This is a genomic window from Luteibacter sp. P4_D7_3 (genome assembly GCF_056401735.1).
This window is the reverse complement of the sequence record NZ_JBFUIT010000060.1, coordinates 1-16,467: the sequence shown is the minus strand read 5'-3', so window position 1 is coordinate 16,467 and position 16,467 is coordinate 1. Positions and strand designations below refer to the sequence as shown.

The window sequence follows — 16,467 nt, the reverse complement described above, 5'->3', positions numbered from 1 at the left end:
CCAAAGCCGCCCCGGCCAAACGCGACGCCGATGACGAAGCTGCGGAAGAAGCCTATTCCAACGAAGGCGGCCCCGACGACGATTCCTGATCATGTGTGGGAGCCGCTTCAGCGGCGATAGCCAGGTCGCCGCAMGGCYATCGCCGCTGAAGCGGCTCCCACAGAAGTCCTCAAAAGTCGTAGTTGGCGCTCAGGCGCAGGTAGCGCGGCAACTGCCGTGATGTCGGTGTCCCGTAGAGCGGGTTGGCCAGGTTCGGACTGGACTCCGCATTCGGGTAGATGCCGACCACACGCTGCTCGTTCAACACGTTGAACACATTCACGTTGAACGCCAGCCGGGCGTCGGCGAAGGCTGGGCGATAGGTCGCACCGACATCGAGCTGACGCACCCAGGGAAGGCGTCCGTGGCTTCCCGGTGGCGAGGGCAGGCCGTTGCAGAAGTGGTAACTGTTGCCGTAGCCGGCCGGGTCTTCGCGATCCGGGCCGAAGTAACCCAGGCACGGCTTGGGTGCACCGGAGATCACACTGAGATTGCCGCTGACCAGCCACTCGGGGGTGATCTGGTAGTAGCCGAAAACCTTCAGCTGGTGCTTGTGGTCGTTGTTCTGCGGGCCATTGGTGTTGACCATGATGTACGAGTTGTCCCAGTCCTGGGTGGTCGACACCGCTGTCTGACCGGTACCTCGCGACTCGCGATAGAGGTCCGAGCGAAGCTGTCCTTCCGTGTTGCCGTAGCTGCGCGAGAAGGTGTATGTCGCTCGCGCGTACCAGGTCCCATCGAACGGGTGCTCCAGGAACGATTCAAGCGCGTAGTAGCGGCGCTTGAGTCGGTCGAAGCCGAACTCCTGGTTCGTGAGCGGCACACTGACGTGATTCCCTGCCGTGTCGACCAGATTGAACGTGTTCGCCTTGCCCGGATTGAACAGCCAGCAGCTCACGGGGTTGCTCGTCGTGGTGACGTCGTACCCGAGCGACTGCGCCTTGGCCAGCACGAGGTCGATGTCGCAGTAGTCGTCGATCGCGTTGCGCAGGATACGTTGCGTCGCCTTTGCGCCGTAAACCCACTTGCTGCCCAGGGTCTTGGTGAAGCCGAGGATGAATTCGTCCTGGTATTCGGACTTGAGGCCCTTGGTGGTCACGGTGGAGGGATCGGGCAGCTGGCCGAAGGTGTTGTTCGCCGCGACCGGCGGTGAAATCGTGGTCAGTCCGGTCGGCGTGCCATCGCCGGCGATGCCGCCGTAGGTGAAGTATTGCGAGGTGGTGAGTGCGCCGCCGGCTGCGTTGAGCGCGGGGTTCAGGGGCAGGCCAAGGTAATAACGGCCCGCGTTGGCGTAGACCTTGAAGGTCGCATCGCCGTTTACGTCCCAGCTCGCGCCCAGGCGTGGCGCCCACTGCGGCTTGTGCTGGGTGACGAAGGGCTCGCTGTCGCTGTTGAAATTCTCGAACTGGTCGTTGCGCACGCCGACCGAGAGGAGCCAGCGATCGTTGATCTGCCAGCGATCTTCGATGTACTGCGCGCGCTGCGTGGAGCGCACGGTGGCAAGGCTGCTGTTGATGTTCTGGATGACGTAGTAGCCCTGTGCACCATTGGGAAAACCGCCCGTGGCCGGCACGCCAAGACCCGTGGAAATCGGTGTATTCGGATCGCCCTGGCCGTAGGTCCACGAATACCCGCCCGGCCCCGAGGTGATCGTGCCCTGGTCCAGTGCCTTGGCGGTCTGGTTGTCGATGCCTGCGGTGATGGTGTGGTCGCCGATCTTGTAGGTCAGGTCGATGCGCGTGTTGGTCGTACGGTTGCCGCGTCCGGCGGGACTCAGGCTGGCCACGGTCTGGTTGTTACCGCGTGGTGCACCGTTGTTCAGCGCAGGATTCTGGTTGGTGAGTCCATCCACATAGGTGAGATCAGGGGCGTAGCCGGCGGGTGCGTCGTAGTCGTCGCTTTTCAGCTTGCCGTACTGTGCCGTGAGCGTGAGATCGTCGGTGAGATAGCCGGTGTATTTGGCCGTCCACAAGTCGCCGCCCGTCTTGATGTTATCGTCGCCGCCGATCCGGTCCTGGCGCGTACGTGTCTGGTAGTCGTACCCGTAGACCGTACCGGAGGTCTCGTATTTGTCCGAGGCACCGGTCACTTCGACGATGTTGCTGTCGGTGATGTTCCAGTCGAGTTTTCCGTACCAGCGCGGTTCGTTGTAACGGTAGTCGACATAAGGCTTCGTACTGCTGAAGCCGCTCACCGGGTTGACGGTGGTGCCCTGCTGCCGTTCGTACTCACCGGCGATGAAGATGAACAGCTTGTCCTTGATCAGCGGACCTCCCGCGTATGCACTGACCGTGGTGCTGGTGGCGGAATCCTTGCTATCGGGCGAGTACAGCTGGCCGGCTTTGGGCGATGCCGGAAGCCCGTTCTCGAAGTAGCGGTTGCGCTGGCTGGCACGCGCGAAATTCGGTTCCCACAACACTTGTGTGCCGAAATGCCATTCGTTGGTGCCGCGCTTGCCCACCACGTTGATCACGCCGCCATCGGATCGGCCGTACTGCGCGCTGTATCCGCCGGTATAGACCTCCTGCTGGTCGATCGCGCCGTAGGGCAGGGACAGTCCGCCGAAGCCTCGCAGGGGATCCGTCGTGGAGAAGCCGTTGACGTAATAGGCGTTCTCGCTTGCGGCAGAGCCACCAAAACTCACCAGTGAGTTACCCGTCGGCCCCTTGAAGCTACCGCCGTTGTTGACCACGCCCGGGGCAAGCAGGGCGATGGCTTCGGAATTGCGACCCAGCGGCAGGCGTGCGAGCTGTTCGGAGGTGACGACGGTGCGTGAATCGACCGTCGACACATCGATGCTCGGCAACGCCGCCGCGGATACCGTGATGCCCTCCAGCGACTGCGCCTGCGCGGCGGCGAATGACACCTCGGTACCGGCGCCCACCTTGAGCGTGATGTTCTGCCGCGTGTCGACCACCTTGCCATCGACTTTCAGGGCCACGGTATACGTGCCCAGGGGCAACTGCCCGGCTGAGTAGCGGCCACGCTCGTCGAGCGGGACATCGCGGCTCAGACCGGTATCACTTGTAACCGTTACCGACGCACCGGCTGTGGCGGGTGCCTGCCCGAAAAGGCTGCCCGTGGTGGACTGCGCCATGGCGCCGGAACTGATCGCCACCGCGAGGGCTGCGGCGAGTGCACGCGGGATGCTGGGGGTCTTGCTGGACATGAACGACGCTCTCCTCGAACCGAATTGGGGGCGTAAGCGCGCACGGTCTCTGCTGCCGCAGGGCCGGGCATGATGGGTAATCGAAGGCAAATCCCCTTGAAGGCGCGACCTGGACGCCGGCGTCGTGCCGGGTCGTAGGTGCCGGTAGCCGGGCTAGCGCCGGCTACATCCCTGATGTGACAAAACGTGCTGCGTCGCAGCACGTGAGCCAGTTATATCGAAACTTATTTCGAATGTATAGCCCTCTAGACATCCCTATCGGGAGGCGAGGTCGGACTAGCCGAGGGCGACCGGGTCGGTCTGCAGCCCCAGGCTGTCGTGGATCCCCGCGAGTGTCCGGGCGCGCTCGTCGCGTTCGGTCTTCGTCCGGGGCGGGTGCCTTTCCATCTGCGTGAGCACGGGAAGCAGGTCGCGCTGCTGTGATTTTTTCAGCGGCACCGTCAGGTCTTCGACCTTCTTGCCCATGATGTATTTCGACTGCTCGGTGCTCTGGCTTGCGGTACGACCCGAAAGCGCCTGCACGAGGAGGCCTTTCCGGTAGCCGATGGACACGTTGCTCTGCGCGGAGTCGTCGATCTGCGTGTAGTAGTAGTTCTGCGACTTCGGATCTTCAGTCAGGTTGAGCCGCGCATCGGCTGAAAGGGCCGAATGGAAACTCGCGCGCAACTGCGACGACGAGGTCTGTGAGATATCGCGTTCGGATGCGCTGCGGCCGGACACCTGGGTGCTTTGCGATACCTGGAAGGAGAATGCGTCGTGCTCATCGGCGCGATACGGGTTGGAGGCGCGCRCCGACTGCRTGAACGAGGCGCTGAAGTCCGCGAGCCCGCTCATCAGGGCATGGTCGGTATCGGTGAGCCACGAGGTGGAACGTGTGGTGGCTGCCGCGTCGATGCCGGCTGGCGCATTGATCTGCGTGAATGCGTCCTTGAAGAGGGCCACCAGGGCGGGATCTGCATGGCCGCGTGCCGCGGCCTGGTCGACCTGCTTTAGGTAATTGGCCAGCGCTGTCGCCTGCTGGGCCTTGCTGCCGGTGATGGCAGGTGAGCTCAGGTCCACGCTGACATCGATCTGGCCGGCCGAACCGTCGATCTTCACGGCGCGCGATGTCGCGTCGGCGCTGAAATCGATCGTCTGTATGGGCTGATCGCTGCCCGCGGCATGGGCGCTGACGTGGATCGACGAGAGGACGGTCGTATCGAGTTGAGCGAGGCTGCCGAGATCCAGGTGAGGCGGCGCGGAGGCCATGCCGTCGAGCACGCTCTTGAAGGCGACGGAGAGTTTCGCGATCCCCGCATTTTCGGCGTCGCTCAGTGGTGCGTCGCGTTCGGCCTTTACCTTGAAGCTACCGTCGTCCTGCAGCGTGAGCGTGAGTGCGCGGCCGCTGGCCGTCTTGATGGCGACGGATGCATCCTGCCAGACGGGGACGGACTTGACCGGTGGGATGGAGTAGACGGCGGGTGCCGGTGCGCTGGTGGCACCGCTGAGCGTGACGACCACCGAAGGGCCCTGCGCGGCGGGCGATACAGTGGACGTGGCAGCCGCTGTGCCTGCGGTCGCTGTCGCCGGCAGGGAGCGCGACGCCGGTAACGAGACCGGCGTCGGCACCCTGTTCAATGAAGTTATTGTCATCCTTGAGCCTGTTTTACCTATTGACCTCCTCGGTTAGCGGCGTCTTTCGCAGGAACTTGAGGTCAGCGGCGACCGTCGCCGCGCCCAGGATTCCCGCCCCGGCCATCGTGCTCTTCACCACCGCGAAAACCGGGGATGTTGTCGTATCGCGTGCCCGGTGCCGGGCGCTCATGCAATTGCGGCAACGGACGGGCGTAGCCACGGCGCGGATCGAAGCGGGGATCCACGTGACCACGGAAATTCCGCGGCCCGTGGAACCATGGGCCCGCGCCGATGAAGAGGCCGCCTGCGAACCATTCGGCGCCGTAGTAGCCATAAGGTGCGCACGGATAGGGCGCGTACTCGTAGTAGCCATAAGGACAGGCAGGCTCAGGGCCGACTTCCACGGTGGTATCGACATAAACCTGTGCGGAAACGGGAGCAGCGGCGGCACCGGCGGTGACCAGTGCAGCCAGGGCGATCGAGCGGAGGGCGTTCATCACAGCACCTTTGGGAAGTGGGGTTAATGATGAGAACGCTTCGGCTTCGCAGGGGTTTACGTCGTGAAATCCTGCGAATCCAGATGAATGAGCGTAGGTTAAACACGGACGATCCCGATTAAACGCATTCGGCACTCGTGCGTTCCTGTTAGCTAGCCCGACCGGATAAGCCAGGAGATCGATCCATGAGTGATGCGACACAAGCCCAGCGCCCACCTCACAAGGGGCGGCGTCTGCTGATCGTCTCGCTCGTCGTTGTCGTCGTCATTGCCCTCGTGCTCTTCCACGTCATCAGTGGTTCGGGAAAGAAGAAGCCGACGCCGCCGCCCCAGCTGGTCAGTGCCGCGAAGGCCACGCTCGGTGACATGCCGGAGCTGCTCAACGAACTCGGCACCGTGACCCCGGTGGCTACCGTCAATGTATTGCCCCAACTCAGCGGATACCTCACCGAGGTCGGCTACAAGGAAGGGMAGGACGTGGAGAAGGGCCAGTTCCTTGCGCAGATCGATCCTCGCCAGTACGAGATCGACAAGCGCCAGGCGGAAGCCCAGATGGCGAAGGACAAGGCCACGCTCGCCCAGGCTCGCTCCGATCTCGCGCGCTTCACCACGTTGAACGAGCAAAAGTCGATCGCCGAGCAGACGTTCGCGGATCAGAAGTTCGCCGTGCAGCAGGACGAAGCGGCGGTGAAGGCCGATGAAGCCAATATCGCGCAGTTCGACCTGGATCTTGCCTACTGCCACATTACCGCGCCCGTCAGCGGACGCGTTGGCCTGCGTCTGGTCGATCCGGGTAACTACGTCACCCAGTCCACGTCGCCCGGCATCGTCACCATCACCACCATGAAGCCGACCACGGTGCAGTTCACCGTGCCGCAGAACTCCCTGGGCAATGTCCTGAAGCGCTTCGGCACGGCGGATACGACGCTCACCGTCGCCGCCTTCAGCAGTGACAACAGCCGCCAGATCGCGACGGGCAAGCTCTATGCGCTGGGCAACCAGATGGCAACGGCTACCGGCACGGTCACCTTACGCGCCACCTTCGATAATGATGACGAGGCGCTCTATCCGAACGAATTCGTCAACGTACGCCTGCTGGTGGATACGCTGAAGCAGGCCGTACTCGTGCCGACTCCAGCCGTGCAGAGTGGCGCCCCCGGCGATTTCGTCTACCTGGTCAATGCCGATCAGACCGTGTCGGTACACAAGGTGACGCTCGGTCCCAGCGACGGCAAGAACACGGTGATCGCTTCGGGCCTCACCGCCGGACAGACCGTCGTGACGGACGGGATGGACCGCCTTACCGACGGCGCCAAGGTGAAGCTGGCCGGTGCGAAGCCCGCCGCCGGGTCGTCGACGGGCGCCGCGCCGACGCGACGTCACGCGTCGTAAAGGCGGGCACGCGATCCGATGAACATTTCCCGTTTGTTCGTACTCAGGCCGGTAGCCACCGCGCTCCTGATGCTCGCGCTCGTGCTCGTCGGCCTGGTCGCAGTGAAGTTCCTGCCCGTGTCGTCGTTGCCCGCTGTCGACTACCCGGTCATCCAGGTACAGACCTTTTATCCCGGCGCCAGTCCGACGGTGATGGCGAGCACGGTGACAGCCCCGCTCGAAGTGCAGCTGGGCGAGATCCCCGGTCTGCAACAGATGACCTCGAACAGCTCGGCGGGCGCGTCGGTCATCACCCTGCAGTTCGACCTGTCGCTCAGCCTCGACGTTGCCGAGCAGAACGTGCAGGAAGCGATCAACGCGGCGAACAGCCTGCTGCCAGCGGGCCTGCCCGCGCCGCCGACGTACGCGAAGGTAAACCCGGCCGACTTGCCAATCCTCACCCTGGCCGTGACCTCGACATCGATGTCGTTGCCACAGCTCGAGGATGTAGCTAACAACCGGCTGGGCTCGAAGATCGCCGAGGTGCCGGGGGTGGGCCTGGTAGTGCCAGCCGGCGGTAACGTGCCCGCCATCYGCGTCGAGGCGGACCCGAAGAAGCTGGCGGCCTATGGGCTCAATATCGACGACCTGCGCTCGCTGTTGGCCAACGTCAACGTCAGCCAGCCCAAGGGCAACTTCGACGGCCCCGAGCTCGACTACACCATCAACGGCAACGACCAGATTCGCGATCCCAAGGACTACCTGGCCACCGTGGTCTCGTACCAGAACGGTGCGCCGGTGTACCTGCGGGACATCGCGCGGGTGACGCAGTCGGCGCAAAACACGGAGCAGGGTGCCTGGTTCGGCAAGACGCAGGCCATCGTGCTCAACGTGCAGCGACAGCCGGGGGCGAATGTCATCGCCACCGTCGACCAGATCAAGGCGAAACTGCCTCAGTTGGAGTCGACTCTCCCGGCGGGGATGAAGGTGCAGATCGTCTCCGACAGCACGGGCGTGATCCGTTCGTCGGTCTCCGATGCTGCCTTTGAGCTGGGTCTGGCCATCGTGCTGGTGGTCCTGGTGATCTTCGTCTTCCTGCGCAACATACCGGCCACGATCATCCCGAGTATCTCCGTGCCGGTTTCGCTGATCGGCACGCTCGCCGCGATGTACGAACTGGGCTACTCGATCGACAATCTTTCGCTGATGGCCTTGATCATCGCCACGGGTTTCGTGGTGGATGACTCCATCGTGATGATCGAGAACATCGTACGGTACCTCGAAGAGGGCATGGCACCGCTGGAGGCGGCGCTGGAAGGTGCGGGGCAGATCGGCTTCACCATCGTGTCGCTGACCGTCTCCCTGATCGCTGTGCTTATTCCCCTGCTTTTCATGGGCGGCGTCATCGGCAGGTTGTTCAACGAGTTCGCGGTGACCCTGGCGGTGACCATCGTCATTTCAGGCATTGTCTCGCTGACCCTGGTGCCCATGCTGTGCGCGCGTATCCTCCGCGCGCAGGTCGACCGGCATCCGAGCCGGTTCGAACGCATCAGCGAGGGATTGTTCGACAAGACGCTGGCTGCCTACGAGCGCGGCCTCCGTTTCGTCATGGCCCGCCAGACACTCACACTGATCGTCTTCCTGGTCACCGTCGCGTTGACCGTCGTCCTCTATGTCGTCATTCCGAAAGGCCTGTTCCCGACCCAGGACGTCGGCGCGGTCGAGGGCATCAGCGTGGCCGACAACTCGGTGTCCTATAGCGCCATGGTGAAACGGCAGGCCGAGCTCGCCGAAGCGATCCTGAAGGATCCCAACGTGACAGGGCTGACGTCGTACGTGGGCATCGATGGGACGAACAAGACCCTAAACAACGGCCGCTTCCTGATTGGCCTCAAGGCGAAGGACGATCGCTCCCTCAGCGCCGCCGAGATCGCGCGCAACCTGCAGAACGAAACGGCGAACGTCACAGGCATTCGCCTGTTCGTGCAGCCGGAGCAGGACCTCACGCTCGACACCACGGTATCGCCGAACCAGTACCAGTTCGTCCTGCGGGGTTCCTCGGTGCAGGAGCTGGGCAAGTATGTGCCCGCCCTGGTCGATCGCCTGCGCAAGGTCGACTCGCTCACGGATGTCACCAGCGATCTCAACAATGACGGCCTGGCGGTGAACGTCGAGGTGAATCGCCAGCTCGCCGCGCGTTATGGCATCACACCGGCGACGATCGACAACGCGCTCTATGACGCGCTCGGACAGCGTATCGTCTCGACCATCTTCGAGCAGTCCGGGCAGTACCGCGTCATCCTGGTGGCCAAGCCCGAGAGCCTGCCCACGGTGCAGTCGCTCGGCGACATCTATCTGCCCAGCCAGACCGGCAGCAGCGGACAGGTACCGCTGAAGGGCATCGCGTCGATCCAGATCGTCAAGGCACCCCTGGTAATCAGTCACCTGGCGCAGTTTCCCGCCGTCACGGTTTCCTTCAATCTCACCGCCGGTGCCTCGCTCAGCTCGGCGGTGAAGGAGATCACGGCGGCGGAACAGGCGGTGCACCTGCCGCCGTCTGTCACGTCGTCGTTCCAGGGTGCCGCGCAAGCCTTCCAGGATTCACTCTCCAGTGAGGTGTATCTCCTGATCGCCGCCCTGGTCGCTGTCTACATCGTGCTCGGCGTGCTCTACGAAAGTTTCGTTCACCCATTGACCATTCTTTCGACCTTGCCGTCGGCCGGTATCGGCGCGTTGCTTGCGCTTATGGTGGCCGGGCACGATCTGGACGTGATCGGCATCATCGGCATCGTCCTGCTGATCGGCATCGTGAAGAAGAACGCGATCATGATCGTGGACTTCGCGCTGGAAGCGGAGCGCGAGCACGGCAAGCCGCCCGAGGAAGCCATCTTCGAGGCCTCGCTGCTGCGCTTCCGGCCTATCCTGATGACGACGCTCGCGGCGATGCTCGGTGCGCTGCCGATGCTGCTGGGTAATGGCACCGGCTCCGAACTGCGCCGGCCGCTCGGCCTCGCCATCATCGGTGGCCTGGCGCTGAGCCAGTTGCTGACGTTGTTCACCACGCCGGTGATCTACCTGTTCTTCGACCGGCTGGCCGTGCGGTTACGGCGCGCGCCGGCGCAGAAGGCGATCGGGCACGAGTCATGAGTATCCCGGGCCTGTTCATCCGGCGTCCGGTGGCGACGACGCTGCTGGCCGTCGCGATCCTGCTGTCAGGTGCGCTCGGCTATTTCAACCTGCCGGTGGCGCCGCTGCCGAACGTCACGTTCCCCGTGATCGTGGTCCAGGCGAGCATGGCCGGTGCGAGCCCGGACATCATGGCCTCGACCGTGGCTGCTCCGCTGGAGCGACGGCTCAGTGCTATCGCGGACGTGTCCGAGCTGACCTCGTCGAGCTCGGTCGGCTCGGCCCAGGTGGTGATCCAGTTCGGCCTGGGACGCGACATCAATGGCGCGGCCCGCGACGTGCAGGCGGCGATCCAGGCGGCGCGAGCCGACCTGCCGAGTACGCTGCGCAACAATCCGACGTACCGGCAGTTCAATCCGTCGGATACCCCGATCATGGTGCTGGCGCTCACCTCGGCCACGCTGACGCGGGCGCAGCTCTACGATTCGGCTAACTCGATCCTCCAGCAGCAACTCTCGCAGGTGGATGGCGTAGGGCAGATCACGCTGGGCGGCAGTGCCTTGCCCTCGGTTCGCGTGGAGTTGCAGCCCGACCAGCTCAATAGCTACGGCATCGRCCTGGAGGATGTCCGTGCGTCCCTGAGCTCGGCGAATGCGAACAGCGCCAAGGGCCATATCGACCAGGGCGACCAGCGTTTCGAGGTGCTTTCCAACGACCAGATCAGCAAGGCCGCGCCGTATCGCGACATCGTCGTCGCCTATCGCCAGGGGGCACCGGTCTTCCTGCGCGATGTCGCGCAGGTGAGCGATTCGGCGGAGAACCTGCGCAACGCCGGCCTGTACAACGGTAAGGACGCGGTACTCGTCATCGTCTATCCGCTCCCGGGCAGCAATATCGTCAGGACCGTCGCACAGATCCGCAAGGTCCTGCCGAATGTCGAGGCCACCTTGCCGCACGACATCCATGTCGGTATCGCCGTGGATCGCTCGCAGTCGGTCAATGCCGCGGTGGACGACACCGAGCGGACGCTGTTCATCGCCGTGCTCCTGGTCATCGGCGTGGTTTTCATCTTCCTGCAGTCCCCCCGCGCCGTGCTGGTGCCGGCGGTCGCGTTGCCCCTTTCGATCGTGGGCACGTTCGGCCCGATGTACCTGCTCGGCTACAGCCTCGATAACCTGTCGCTGATGGCGCTCACCATCGGCACCGGCTTCGTGGTGGACGACGCGGTCGTGGTGCTGGAGAACATCGTCCGCCACGTGGACGAGGGCATGGACGTGCGCGAAGCGGCCCTGGTCGGTAGCGCCGAGGTCAGCTTTACCGTGATCTCCATGAGCCTGTCGTTGATCGCGGTGTTTCTTCCGATCCTGTTGATGCCGGGCATCGTCGGCCTGCTGTTCCATGAGTTCGCGGTGACGCTGTCGATCGCCATCCTGCTTTCCCTGGTGATCTCGCTGACCGTGACGCCGACGATGGCGGCCTTCGTGCTCCGCGCGCGCGGTACGGCAAGGCCGCCGGGTCGCGTCGCGGCCTGGTCGGAGCGCCAGTTCGAGCGGTTCAAGCAAGGCTACGACCGTTCGCTGGCGACGGCGCTGGACCATCGCCTGCTTGTCGCGCTGGTTCTGATCGGGCTGATCGTCCTCAACGTGTTCCTGATTCGCTTCGTGCCGTCGACCTTCTTTCCCGAACAGGACAACGGCATCCTCCAGGGCCAGATCATCGCGGACCAGAGCATCTCCTTCCAGGCCATGGAGAAGAAGCTCGCCCAGCTGCAGGCGATCGTGCAGAAGGATCCGGCGGTGGCTTCCGTGGCCGGCTTTACCGGTGGCCGCGCACTGAATACCGCCAACGTCTTCATCGAACTCAAGCCCCTGGCGGAACGCAAGATTTCCGCCGCCCAGGTGGTGGATCGATTGCGCCCGAAGCTCAATGCCGTGTCCGGCGCGCGCCTGCTGCTGCAGGCCGCGCAGGACCTGCGCATCGGTGGCCGCCAGTCGGCCGCGGAATACCAGTACACGCTGACCAGCGACGACCCCGATACCCTGTTTACCTGGGTGCCCAAGCTGGTGGCGGCGCTCAGCAAGGAGCGGTTGTCGGACGTCAACTCGGATCTGCAGCAGCACGGCTTGCAGATCTACGTGAATTTCGATCGCGCGACGGCCGCTCGCTATGGTTTCGCGCCCAACCAGATCGACACTGGCCTGTACGACGCCTTCGGCCAGCGTACGGTGTCCACCGTATACAACGAGCTCAACCAGTATTACGTGGTGATGGAAGTCGCCCCTGCCTACTGGCAGTACCCGCAGATGCTCGAACGCATACGCTTCAGTACCGCGGCGGGTAACGCGAGCGGCACGCAGCAGACGCAGATGTCGAGCTCGCTGGTGAAGGGCGTCACGGCCACGACCGTCACGAGCACGTCGTCGGGCACGGGCGCGTCGACCAATGCGAAGAACGCCGATGCCGAGGCCAATCTGCTCACCAACGCCATTTCCAACGCGAAGGGCGGCGGTTCCAGCGGCAGCGCGGACAGCACGGCGGCGGAGACACTGGTGCCGTTCCCCGCTATCGCCAGCTATGTCAGCAACCACACGGCCACCCAGGTCAGCCATCAGGACGGGCTGGTCGCCGCAACGGTTTCCTTCAACCTGCCGCCCGGCGGGTCGCTCAGCCAGGCCTCGACCATCATCGGCCAGGTCTCCCAACAGATCGGTCTGCCGGCTTCGGTGCATGGCAGCTTTGCCGGCGCGGCGCAGGTGTACGGTCAGTCCATGTCGACGATGCCGCTGCTCATCATCGCGGCGTTGGTGGCGGTGTACATCGTGCTCGGTGTCCTCTACGAGAACACGGTGCACCCGTTGACCATCCTGTCGACACTGCCCTCGGCCGGTATCGGTGCGACGCTGGCCCTGCTTATCTTCGGCACGCCATTCTCGGTCATCGCCATGATCGGCATCATCCTGCTGATCGGCATCGTGAAGAAGAACGCGATCATGATGATCGACGTGGCCATTCACTTGCAGCGCGACAAGGGCCTTGGCGCGCGCGAGGCGATCCACAACGCGGCCGTGATCCGCCTGCGCCCGATCATGATGACCACCGCGGCTGCCGTTCTTGGCGCGGTGCCGCTGGCGATCGGTATCGGGCAGGGCGCTTCGTTGCGCCAGCCGCTGGGCATTACCGTCATGGGCGGACTGATCCTCAGCCAGATCGTCACGCTTTACACCACTCCGGTGATCTATCTCTACCTGGACGGTTTCCGCGCCAGGCTGGCACGGTGGAATGCCCGCCTGCCATGGAACCACGTCGACGCGAGCACAGCCCTATGAAGACTTCCCGAACCCTCCTCGTCGCGTCGATCGCGTGGTTACTGCACGGGTGCATGGTCGGCCCCGACTACAAGAAGCCCGATGTCGCCATGCCCGTCGCCTTCAAGGAGACGCCGGGTTGGAGTCCGGCCCAGCCCGACGACGCCGCGCCGAAGGGTGACTGGTGGGCGGTGTTCCACGACCCGTTGCTCGACCAGCTCGAACCGATGGTGTCGGTGTCGAACCAGACCGTGCGCCAGAGCTACGCGAACTATCAGGAGGCGCTGGCGGAGGTACAGATCGCACGTAGCGGGCTGTTCCCGACCATCGGTGTGACCGGATCCGCCACGAAGCAGCGCAGCGCCAGCAACGGCACGGGTAACAGCATTTCGGTGAATCCGGGCATCCGCACGGCGGGTTCGCTGGAAGGCAACGTGAGCTGGGCGCCCGACTTCTGGGGTAAGACGCGTCGTGCCGTCGAAGAAAGCAAGGCGACGGCCGACGCCGGAGCCGCGACCCTCGCCAACGCCACGCTGACCGAGCAGGTGGCGCTGGCCACGGCGGTGATCGACCTTCGCGTCACCGACGCCAATATCGATCTGCTGACGCATACCGTCGATGCCTACAAGGAGTTCCTGCGCGTCGTGGCCAACCAGGGCAACGCCGGTATCACGCCGCCGTCGGACGTCATTGCAGCGCGCACGCAACTGGAGAACGCGCAGTCAAGTCTGATCGCGCTAGGTGTCTCACGGGCGCGATACGCGCACGCGATTGCCGTGCTGGTTGGCAAGACCCCCGAGGAACTCGACATTCCCCATAGCACCGCACTGCCGACCTTACCCTCGGTTCCGGTCGGGATGCCGTCGACGCTGCTCCAGCGTCGGCCGGACATCGCCGTCGCCGAACGGGACATGGCTGCGCAGAATGCCGCGATCGGCGTCGCGGTGGCCGCCTACTATCCGGATATCACGCTTTCCGGTGCGGATGGATTCTCGCAATCGCCCCTGGCCGGCCTGTTACACGTGGCCAATCACGTCTGGTCGTTGGGTGCCGACGTGAGCGAGACGATCTTCGACGCCGGTGCGCGGCATGGCCAGGTCGCGGCCGCACGCGCGTCCTATGAAGCGTCCGTGGCGAACTATCGTGGCACGGTACTCACGGCGCTGCAGAACGTCGAGGACGATCTTGCCGGCATCCGCATCCTGGCCCAGCAGGCCGAGGTGCTCGACGCCGCGGTGAGCGATGCTACGCGAGGTTCGGAGATTGCCTTCAACGAATACAAGGCGGGTACGGTCGACTACACCACCGCCGTCACGGCGCAGACCACGCTGTACAGCACCCAGCAGAACGCGCTCGATGTACGCGAGCAGCGCCTGCTCGATGCCGTGTCCCTGATCGGCGACACCGGCGGCCCGGTGCCGTCGCCCTGAGGATCGATGCCGCACGCGCTGCTTGCTTCGTCGTCCGCGCGGCGGGCCGCCGACGAGCGTAGGATCACGCTCCGGGGCTAGGCAGTTCTACTGGGGAGCAGGCATGACTACACCGACCGCGCTGGCACGACAGGAAGGGTTCCTGGTCATCACCGCCGCGACCTGCGCGGTTTTCCTGGGCATGCATGACTCACTCCTGGCCGGCCTCGAGTCGCGGGCGTGGCTCATCCTGATGTTTGTCTGGCTGTTCGTCGTCATCCTCGGCTCCGCCCTCGCGGTGCTCAGGCATGCGGAGCGACTTGCCCATCATCTGGGCGAACCGCTCGGCACGCTGGTGCTCACCATCGCGGTGACGTCCATCGAGATCATGAGCATCTCGGCCGTCATGCTGCACGGAGCGAACAACCCCACGCTGGCACGCGATACCTTGTTCTCGGTGACCATGATCGTGCTCAACGGCATGGTCGGCCTGTCGCTGCTGTGGGGCGGATGGAAACACCGCGAGCAGGCTTACAACCTTCAGGGTGCGAATGCCTACCTTGGCCTGATCATTCCCCTGGGCGTACTCGGCCTGGTGTTGCCCCGGTTCACGAACGTGGCGGAGGGGTCGCCGCTGCCGTTCGCTCACCAGATGTTCCTGGTGGTCGCGATACTCACGTTGTACGCGACCTTCCTCGGCCTGCAGACGAAACGCATGAAGGGGTACTTCACCACGGATGCATCCACGGCTCGCGACAGCGACGCGGAGGTGCGGTCGCGCCACGGGCCCCTCGTATCCGCGGCGCTGCTCATCGCCTACATGATTCCCGTGGTCTTCCTGGTCGACCAGCTCGCTATCCCCGTCGATTACGTCGTGGAGACGCTGAATGCCCCGGCCGCCATGGGCGGGCTCACCATGGCGATCCTCGTCGCCTTGCCCGAGGGCATGGGGGCGATTCGCGCGGCAAGCCGTAACGACCTGCAGCGCGCCGTGAACATCTTCCTCGGCTCGGTGCTGTCCACGATCGGCCTGACCATTCCGGCCATCCTGGTGATTGGCCAGATGACCCACCACCCGGTCATCCTCGGACTGGAACACACCGACCTGATCCTGTTCGTCCTGACGCTTGTGCTCTCCCTGCTCACGTTTTCGAGCGCCAGGACGCACCTGCTCCAGGGCGCGGTGCACCTGACGATCTTCGTGTGCTTCGTCTACTTCCTGTTCTCCCCCTGAGTCGCGGTCATGGCGGGTAGCGACGTATCCACGCGTGCCGGATCCACGGCCTTGCGCGCGAGCGCGTCGAATTCCCCGACGGTGCACTCGCCGATCACGCGACAACCTTGCACACGAACGGCTTTCGCCGTGACATCGTCGAAGTGAGTGGCGCGAAGCGCATCCATGGACGGCATCAGGCTGCGGACGCGGACGATGTCCCCCGTTTTGCGGTGGACCAGGCTGAAGACCAGCGCGCCCCCGGGCGGATAATCGTCGGGCACCTGCTCGTCATGCCAGTCCAGGCCGAGGACGCCGGCAACGTTCGCAAGGTTGGTGTCATGCCCGACCAGGACGACGACACCGTGGCCGGAGGTCGATAGCGGGGCGACGCCAGGCCGGGTTCCATGCGCGGCATCCAGGCTGGCGACGATGTGTGCGACGAGGTTGGAACCGGCATTCGCAGCGGCGGGCATGGATTTCTTCGTTGCGGCGAACTGCGCGTTGTGCAGGGTGATCAGGCGGCCGAGCACAGTGGCATCCGCGCGTCCGAAGGCGACAGCGGTCATCGGCAGGCCTTCGACATAGCCAAGCATAAGGTTCTCGCTGAGCGTGCCAGCGAGCTTCATGGCTTTGGCTACATGGTCGGGAGCATCCAGAAGCAGCTTCTTGTGCCGGGTTGCCGCGACGTTGGCACAAGCGGCCGGCGTGCAGCCGAGAAGGAC

9 protein-coding genes are annotated in these 16,467 nt (G+C 64.2%); 5 read left to right on the top strand and 4 right to left on the bottom strand.

Going from position 1 to position 16,467, the window contains the following annotated elements; genetic code table 11:
- Nucleotides 1-169: 169 nt before the first annotated feature.
- The 3 genes from AC1DSN_RS08250 to AC1DSN_RS08240 form a co-directional block, all read right to left on the bottom strand.
- Nucleotides 170-3,208, bottom strand: a complete 3,039-nt coding sequence (locus AC1DSN_RS08250; RefSeq protein WP_477330268.1) for a TonB-dependent receptor — start codon at nucleotides 3,206-3,208, stop codon at nucleotides 170-172.
- Nucleotides 3,209-3,484: 276 nt separating this feature from the next.
- A complete protein-coding gene (locus AC1DSN_RS08245; protein ID WP_477330266.1) occupies nucleotides 3,485-4,825 on the bottom strand; it encodes a hypothetical protein in 1,341 nt (446 codons plus the stop codon).
- Between the two features lie 77 nt (nucleotides 4,826-4,902).
- Entirely contained in the window at nucleotides 4,903-5,319 is a 417-nt protein-coding gene (locus AC1DSN_RS08240; RefSeq protein WP_477297954.1) for a hypothetical protein, read from the bottom strand.
- Between the two features lie 185 nt (nucleotides 5,320-5,504).
- Between AC1DSN_RS08240 and AC1DSN_RS08235 the strand changes: the two genes are divergently transcribed.
- The 5 genes from AC1DSN_RS08235 to AC1DSN_RS08215 all read left to right on the top strand — a co-directional run bounded on the left by AC1DSN_RS08235 (nucleotide 5,505) and on the right by AC1DSN_RS08215 (nucleotide 15,763).
- The gene (locus AC1DSN_RS08235; protein WP_477330264.1) at nucleotides 5,505-6,710 is read left to right on the top strand and encodes an efflux RND transporter periplasmic adaptor subunit; all 1,206 of its coding nucleotides are present in this window, start codon (nucleotides 5,505-5,507) and stop codon (nucleotides 6,708-6,710) included.
- An 18-nt stretch (nucleotides 6,711-6,728) separates the two neighbouring features.
- Nucleotides 6,729-9,836 carry an efflux RND transporter permease subunit gene (locus AC1DSN_RS08230; protein WP_477330262.1) on the top strand — a complete coding sequence of 1,036 codons (3,108 nt, stop codon included), beginning with the start codon at nucleotides 6,729-6,731 and terminating at the stop codon, nucleotides 9,834-9,836.
- Nucleotides 9,833-13,141 carry an efflux RND transporter permease subunit gene (locus AC1DSN_RS08225; protein ID WP_477330260.1) on the top strand — a complete coding sequence of 1,103 codons (3,309 nt, stop codon included), beginning with the start codon at nucleotides 9,833-9,835 and terminating at the stop codon, nucleotides 13,139-13,141. The genes AC1DSN_RS08230 and AC1DSN_RS08225 overlap by 4 nt, the downstream gene beginning before the upstream one ends.
- Nucleotides 13,138-14,550 carry an efflux transporter outer membrane subunit gene (locus AC1DSN_RS08220; protein ID WP_477330258.1) on the top strand — a complete coding sequence of 471 codons (1,413 nt, stop codon included), beginning with the start codon at nucleotides 13,138-13,140 and terminating at the stop codon, nucleotides 14,548-14,550. The genes AC1DSN_RS08225 and AC1DSN_RS08220 overlap by 4 nt, the downstream gene beginning before the upstream one ends.
- 103 nt (nucleotides 14,551-14,653) lie before the next feature.
- A complete protein-coding gene (locus AC1DSN_RS08215; protein ID WP_477330256.1) occupies nucleotides 14,654-15,763 on the top strand; it encodes a calcium:cation antiporter in 1,110 nt (369 codons plus the stop codon).
- On the opposite strand, the gene AC1DSN_RS08210 is transcribed toward AC1DSN_RS08215, so the two are convergent.
- A partial coding sequence (locus tag AC1DSN_RS08210; RefSeq protein WP_477330254.1) for a histidine phosphatase family protein occupies nucleotides 15,742-16,467 on the bottom strand: 726 nt, incomplete at its 5' end. The genes AC1DSN_RS08215 and AC1DSN_RS08210 overlap by 22 nt on opposite strands.